This is a genomic window from Agromyces sp. Soil535 (assembly GCF_001428255.1).
In the GTDB taxonomy this organism is placed as follows: Bacteria; Actinomycetota; Actinomycetes; order Actinomycetales; family Microbacteriaceae; genus Agromyces.
Map to the genome: position 1 here is coordinate 1 of NZ_LMRW01000019.1, position 6,625 is coordinate 6,625.

The 6,625-nt window shown below is 66.5% G+C and carries 6 protein-coding genes and 2 pseudogenes; 2 read left to right on the plus strand and 6 right to left on the minus strand.

Going from position 1 to position 6,625, the window contains the following annotated elements; all coding sequences use genetic code 11:
- A pseudogene (locus ASG80_RS24485) lies at positions 1-172 on the plus strand (aminoacyl-tRNA hydrolase); the annotation flags it as partial.
- Between the two features lie 83 nt (positions 173-255).
- On the opposite strand, the gene ASG80_RS13035 reads toward ASG80_RS24485, so the two are convergent.
- The 4 genes from ASG80_RS13035 to ASG80_RS13050 all read right to left on the minus strand — a co-directional run bounded on the left by ASG80_RS13035 (position 256) and on the right by ASG80_RS13050 (position 2,452).
- Positions 256-561 (minus strand): hypothetical protein, encoded by a 306-nt coding sequence (locus tag ASG80_RS13035; protein ID WP_156401839.1) that lies wholly within the window; start codon positions 559-561, stop codon positions 256-258.
- 41 nt (positions 562-602) lie between these two features.
- Positions 603-1,160, minus strand: a complete 558-nt coding sequence (locus tag ASG80_RS24490) for a putative immunity protein (RefSeq protein ID WP_056731390.1) — start codon at positions 1,158-1,160, stop codon at positions 603-605.
- A gap of 54 nt (positions 1,161-1,214) precedes the next feature.
- Positions 1,215-1,886, minus strand: coding sequence for a hypothetical protein (locus ASG80_RS24495; RefSeq protein ID WP_056731392.1), 672 nt, complete (start codon positions 1,884-1,886; stop codon positions 1,215-1,217).
- A gap of 224 nt (positions 1,887-2,110) precedes the next feature.
- Positions 2,111-2,452, minus strand: coding sequence for a YciI family protein (locus ASG80_RS13050; RefSeq protein ID WP_056731397.1), 342 nt, complete (start codon positions 2,450-2,452; stop codon positions 2,111-2,113).
- 403 nt (positions 2,453-2,855) lie between these two features.
- Here ASG80_RS13050 and ASG80_RS13055 point away from each other — a divergent pair, with 403 nt between their 5' ends.
- A complete protein-coding gene (locus ASG80_RS13055) occupies positions 2,856-4,772 on the plus strand; it encodes a hypothetical protein (RefSeq protein WP_235508316.1) in 1,917 nt (638 codons plus the stop codon).
- 234 nt (positions 4,773-5,006) lie between these two features.
- Here the strand turns inward: ASG80_RS13055 and ASG80_RS23605 are convergent.
- Both ASG80_RS23605 and ASG80_RS13065 read right to left on the minus strand, forming a co-directional pair.
- Positions 5,007-5,151: pseudogene (locus ASG80_RS23605) on the minus strand (FAD-dependent monooxygenase); the annotation flags it as partial.
- A gap of 180 nt (positions 5,152-5,331) precedes the next feature.
- Entirely contained in the window at positions 5,332-6,366 is a 1,035-nt protein-coding gene (locus ASG80_RS13065; protein ID WP_156401841.1) for an IS30 family transposase, read from the minus strand.
- Between the last annotated feature and the right edge of the window lie 259 nt (positions 6,367-6,625).

The window sequence follows — 6,625 nt, forward strand, 5'->3', positions numbered from 1 at the left end:
CAACAGGAATGCTGCGCGCGCTCGGCTAGCCGCCGTCGTGGCCGACGCTCTGCGGCCGCCGTCACCGTCGCGACGACCGACGAGTCCGAGTCGCGGTGCCAAGGAAAGGCGCTTGGAAGCGAAGAAGCGGCGCACCGACGTCAAGCGACTGCGTCGCCCACCTCACGCCTGACCACCGAGGTGGCACCCATGGACGCGAGGACGCCGTCGACCTGAGCGGGCTTCGCCCGTTTGGGATCCCTCAGCGACGACGGCTCAGACAGGGTCGTAGACCAGGTGCACGCGGTGGCGCACTGATCGCAGCATGCCGATCGACACGAACGCGACGCGTGGCATTGGCCACTCGCCGTTGATCGGGTGGATCAGTACGCGCTGGAGCGTGGCGATGAGATTGAGGTCGAGCCACCCCAGAAACTGGCCGGGCCCGACGCCCAAGATCCAGCCAAAGAGCAACCAAAGCAGGAAGCCGACCGGGTTGAGAATCCACAGAAGCAGGCCCCGCACCACCATCAATGCGAACACGCTGATCACCGCGAGTCCTGTGCGTGCCGGCTTCTCCACCATTCGAGCCTAGAGGCCGCCGGCGACGCACGGACGATCGTCTACCGGACACCCTTCTGCGGTGAGGTCCCACTCAGGGCGGCTTGAATCTCCCGAATGATCGACCCGAGGATGCCCGACGCGAGAAGTCCTGAGCCGAGAGGACCCGCGGAGTCCTCACCAACCAGAGGCAACCGCCGAAGCGCGGACCTCGTTTGGTCGGTCATGCGCTCGAGTTGCCAGGAGATTTCGTCGCGGACGGCCTCGGGCTGATCCGGAGCGGCCAGCCCGGCCGCGTTCGCGGCGTAGGCGGCTGCGCCGAGAGCGTGCGCGCCCATGTGAGCGACCCCGGCGGCTTGTGCAGCAGCCCGGGCAGCAGCCACGGCCGCAGGAGAGCTCACTGCTTGCGCGGCCCGACCAGCAACGAACCGTCGGCGTATCTCACCGGCAGAATCGAGTTCACCGCGAGCAAACGCCCGAGCTCGAGCGATGGCATCCCGTGGTCGACCATCTGCCGGAGCCTCTGTTTCGAACAAGACCAAGACTCGCTCAGCACAGTCTGCTGCCCACGTTGCGACCCGGCGGCGGTCGGATTCACTCAGCGACTGCGGGGAAGGCATGCCAGCAGCCTCCCACACCAGCCGCAGGCCGATCCTCCTGCGAGGCGATCGCGGTCAGGGTGCACTGATGATCACGAATGCACCGGCGAGGACAGCAAGCAGTACGACGCCCGCGCCGATCCGGATCGTTCCGGCACCCACGCGACCTTTCAGGACGCCCTCGAATCCGAATGCGATGAGCGCCATGGCCGTGAGCAGGTCGACCAGCAGCGCCGCACCGCCGGACGCCGGTTGCGCATCGCCGCCGAACAGCGCGACGAGAAATACGATGATCAACCCGGATACGGCGCCCAGCCCTGCTGCGACTCCGAATCCGAACCCGACGCTGCCGGCGCGTTCGCCGCCCGTCATCGGCGGGCCGACAGCCGCCGTTCGGAACCGCGCCCGGTACGCAGGCACACGATCTTCCACGAGCGCATTGAGCGCTGGAAGACTGCCCCCATCGGATGGCACGTCGAGGAATCCGCGCACGGAACGCTTCGGCACGCCGTTGGCCGCGAGCAGACGGGCGAGCCTGTCCTGTTCCAGGTCGGTAGTCCAGCCGTCCAGGACGATGCCCCACCGCCCGGCCTGATCTGGGCAGCCGAGCTCGCGATAGAGCTGCGCAAGGGCTCGGCGATGTACGAATGGCGCGGATTCAGTCTGGGCCACCGGCTTGAGCAGGTCGAACGCCGCTCGATGCCGTCCAAGGTCGAAGAGCTCTCGAGATCGCGCGATTGTGTCCACCACGAAATTGTCGCCGAGAACTCATCGACTCCCGACCACCGTGCTCGATAACCGGTCCACCTGCGGACGTCCGCGGATGCGTATCTGACGCGTGGTTACCCGATGAAGGCCAGCGGCATCCTAGGTCTTCCCGTTCCTAGTCGCGCCGCGGAACATGGGATGGCGGTGGGGCGAGGAGTGGATCTGGTCGAAGCCGCACGCGATACCCAGCGAGTTCAGGGCGGTCAGCTGGCGGGGTCGTACTGGAACGCGCGCACCTCCTGCGCGCATCGGCAGGCACCCGCGATCTTCGCGGCCCATTCCAGTGCCGCCCCGCGAGAGGGCAGCTCCAGCACCGTGTAGCCGCCTTCGAGTTGCTTCGTCTGCGTGTACGTGCCCTCGGTCACGGTCCCATCGCCATCGACCATGACAGGCGGAATGCTCTCGTCGATGCCGCCGCCGAACACCCAGACGCCGGCGTCCTTCGCCTCCTGCACGACCACGTGCGACGCATCCGAGACTGCCTGCAGATCCTCGTCGGGAAAGACCATGGCGGCACTCGGGAACGAGATCAGGTACTTCGTCATCGCGTCGACTCCTTCTTCGCGCCACAGGGACCGGACCATCCTCACCGATGCGGCTGAGCTGCGCATCAGACTCGNCTCGTCGGGAAAGACCATGGCGGCACTCGGGAACGAGATCAGGTACTTCGTCATCGCGTCGACTCCTTCTTCGCGCCACAGGGACCGGACCATCCTCACCGATGCGGCTGAGCTGCGCATCAGACTCAGGGGTGCGGTCCCGCTCCGGTGAATGTCGACCCGAGGCTCCCGGTACCCCAATACGTGGGTCAATTCGCGGAGTCCGCTCGGTGTTCCGGGCTGGAGGGGCATAGCCTGCTCCCGAGGCGAGTGCTCCGCTCCATGCTCAGACGCGCTGATCGCAAATCATCACAGCTCTTACCCTGAACCTCCTACGCGAGGGAATTCGATGCGTCCGCTTGCCGTGTGTGCCGTTCTTTCCCTGGGCCTTGCCGCCAGCGTCCTCGCGGGCGCGTCGGCCGCAGCGGAGGGGCCCGGCTCGGACTTCTCGTTCGACTACACGAACTCGCCCGACACAAATGGCGCGCTCGAGTTCGGCGGGACGAAGCTCGAGAAGTGGACGCTCACGGAGATCACCGTGGGTGGTTCGTCGGTGCTCGGCTGGTGCTCCGGCACGGACGCCGGGAGCACAAGCTGGGGATGCTCCTACGCGCCGGCGGGCGGGCTGCCGGCCGGCGACGGAGTGATCGTCGTCACGGACTCCAACCCCGGCCGGGGAGCGGTTCTGCACGAGGCGTTCTTCACGGTGATCGGCGGGACGGCGGAGCCACCTCCCGCCCCCGCACCGATGACGGCTCCGCCGCCTGCTCCCGAGCCGGTCGTCGAGGCTGAGGAGCCGCCCGCCGTCGCGGTGAACCCCCTCGCAGGGTGGACGTTCGACATTCCGGGCATCGACCTCCGCAACGTGCATCCGGGCGACAGGCTGACCTTCAAGGGCGCGGGGCTCCCCTCGGGCATTACGATCTCGGCCGAACTGCACTCCACTCCGGTGTCGCTCGGGGCGGCGAGCGTGGGCCCCGTCGGCGCATTCACGCTCGTCGCGACGATCCCGAAGGACACGCCACCGGGCGACCACACGTTCGTGCTGACCGCGAGCGGCGCCGGCCTTCCCGCCACGGCGAGCGAACGAGCCGTGTCGGTGGTGGCCGCGGTGCCACTCGTCATCGAGACCGAGACCGAGACCAAGGTCGAGGAGGTCGAGGGGGTCGAGGCGACCGGCGACGACCACGGCACCGTCGCAGGTCACGGACCCGACCAAGTCGAGGAAGCGAACATCCTCACCCACGGATTGCCATCCATTGACCACATCCTCGCCGACCCGGCCCGCATTCCTGCAGCGTTCGGCGCCGGGCTCGTGCTCATCCTGCTCGCGGTCCTGCCCGCTCATCTGCTGAACGCCACGCTCAGCGAGCAGTACGAGCGACTCACCCGTCGGGTTCCGCACCTGCGCAGGACGCCGCGGTGGCTGCTGGCGATCCACGCCTACATCGCGCGGGCGCCGGTGATCGTCGGGCTCGCTGCGACCGCGATCACGGCCTTCCTGTTCGGCCTGGCCGACCCCCACTTCGGCTTCAACGAGCACTCCTTGAGGCTCTTCGTCGCAGTGACGATCGCCCTGTTCACGGTGACGTACCTCGCCAACCTTGTGACAAGGGTCATCCTGAAGCGAACGTGGGCGGTCGACGTCACCATTGCGATCCGGCCCCTTGCCATCGTCATCACGATCGTCGCCGTGGCCCTCTCCCGTGTCCTCGAGTTCTCGCCCGGATTTCTCGTCGGCCTGGTGCTCGGACTCAGCATCGCCCGCGACGCCGCCGACAAGCATGCTTGGAAGGCCGTCATCGTCCGCGCTTCGGTGCTCGTGGCGTTCGCGCTTATCTCCTGGGCGGCGTACAGCTCACTGGTGGAGAACGAGGCGCTGGGCCACGGCTTCACGGCGGAGCTCGTGCTGGAGATCTTCGTGGCGATCGCGACCGAGGGCATCGTCATGATCCTCGTCGAGTTGCTGCCGCTGCACCTGCTGGAGGGCGAACGTCTGTTCAAACGCTCCAAGCTGCTCTGGGCCGGCACCTACGCCGTCGTGCTGACCGTCTTCATCCTGGCCGTCGTGCCGTGGGAGGAGAACTGGCGGCAGCTCGGCGGCGACGCCTTCGGTTGGTTCGCGATAGTCGGCGGCTTCGCCGTCGTCTCCGTGGCCATCTACCTCTACTTCCGGTTCATTGCGACACCGATCGAAGACGAGCTCGATGAGGAGAACGTCGAGCCCACCGACAAGGAACCCGTCGCGATCGGCGACGACATCTGACTAAGGGCTTATCCCCTGTACCCTCCCAATCAGCGGCCCGCTGATGCTGTGACCTGCCGTTCGAATCCTGCCACCGGGTTCAGGCTCAACCGTTTCGCCTGTGCGCTCAGCTGACTGCAGCGCCAAACCACCTCGGCAGCTGACGAGTAAAACCTGCTGGGCTTCACCGACCCACGCCATGTGGCCGTCGGGCCGCAGCAGCGCCGCGGACACGTCCAATTCCTCGCTGACGTCGAGGAGCCGCTCCAGCAGACCGCGCTGGTCCATCACCTCGATGCTCCGCGCGTGCAGGCCGAGCGCGGACGATCCTCGTCGGCTCCGCGTCCTTCTCCAGCACCAGCACGTCCACGCCGTGCAACCGCAACTCGCCGGCCAGCATCACACCGGTCGGTCCGCCCCTGACGGCCGCTACGCCCGTGCGGTCGGGACGGGGCGAGGGAAGAGGGCATCGATCTCGCTGGGCTCGGCCCCGGGCTCGTCTTGATCGCTCAACGTCGCGCTCGTCATTGCGCTTGACCAGTGCCAGATGCTCGAAGACCCATGGATGCTGCTGGTGGCGCTATCGTGACATCCTTCCTGTGGAAGCTGACAAGGAGCCCTCGGTTTCCTTCGCTTTCGGAGCCAAGTGGGATGCTTTCGTGCAGGCGGTTACTGATTTCACGGCACGCTTGGGGTCGGACGCAGCGATGGCGACATGTTTCCAGTCGCGCATCTCCGGGCCCTGGTCCCAGGTCAGCGACAAGCGCAGCGACTCGGGCAGGGTTTTGATCTTCGCGGCCAAGGCGTCGCGGACCTGCTCGGGTTTGTAGCCGTCGGGCAGGTGCAGCAGCATCGTGTAGCCGGTTTGGCGTTCGACCAGGGTGCCGATCGCGGTCTGGTTCTGCTTGCCGATGATCAGGTCGCCCTCCCAGTTTCCCGGCACCGCGCGGTCCTCGATCTCGGGTGGACGCTCGGCGATGTTGATCATGTTCGGGATGCGATTCTTGCGTTGCCCGACCTTGCGGCTCGGTCGACGAATCGCCCGCCCGGTGCGCAGACACACCGCCAGATCTCGGCGCAAAGCGCCCCGGGACTGCACGTAGATCGACTGGTAGATGGTCTCTGGCGACACCCACATCTCCGGGTCATCGGGGAACTCCACACGCAGCCGGCCAGTGATCTGCTCCGGTGAGTCCTTCTTCTGAAGATCCTGCTCGACCTTGTCCCGTAACTCCAGATTCACCGCCAGCTTCGCCGGTTTCGGCCGTGACGCGCGGTGATAGGCCATCGCGTGTGCGGAACTCGCCCGATAGCCGCCACCAGACTCGCGGTTCCGCGCCAGCTCACGGCTGACCGTGGAAGGGCTTCGACCCAGCCGGGCAGCGATCGCCCGCATCGAGTTGCCTGCCGCGTGGGCGAGGCCGATCTCCTCCCGCTCAGAAAACGACAGACACCGGCCCTTCAAGTCGCGCCCACGACGAGGACGGACACCACCATTGGCGACCACCCAACGAGAGCCCTGCTTGCGATACGTGCCCGCCGCCACCGCCGCGTCCGTGATGAACTCACCACGCTGCAACTCGGCCCAGAACACCTGCACCTTCTCCGTGATCATGTGACTAGCGAACCGGATGATCAACACCTCTACTCAATCAGGTGTTGCGATCACCGCGAGAACCCAAGGATCCTCACATGGACGCTCGTCCTGTCCTGCGAGGGCGATGCATCCAGCTGTAGATGATGACTCGCAGACGCCGCCTCGTGTGGTCGAATCGGGTCAGCCGTTGACGGTCCAGTGCCTGTCCGAGGTCGGCGTGGAGGGCGGCGAGGTCGTCATGGCCGGTGTCGTGCAACCTCCGGCGGCGTATAGGCCT

Excerpts from the sequence above, each read along its gene's own strand:
- ASG80_RS13055 (WP_235508316.1), top strand. The coding sequence starts at position 2,856 with ATGCGTCCGCTTGCCGTGTGTGCCGTTCTTTCCCTGGGCCTTGCCGCC.
- ASG80_RS13050 (WP_056731397.1), bottom strand. The coding sequence starts at position 2,452 with ATGACGAAGTACCTGATCTCGTTCCCGAGTGCCGCCATGGTCTTTCCC.
- ASG80_RS13065 (WP_156401841.1), bottom strand. The coding sequence starts at position 6,366 with ATGATCACGGAGAAGGTGCAGGTGTTCTGGGCCGAGTTGCAGCGTGGT.
- ASG80_RS24490 (WP_056731390.1), bottom strand. The coding sequence starts at position 1,160 with ATGCCTTCCCCGCAGTCGCTGAGTGAATCCGACCGCCGCCGGGTCGCA.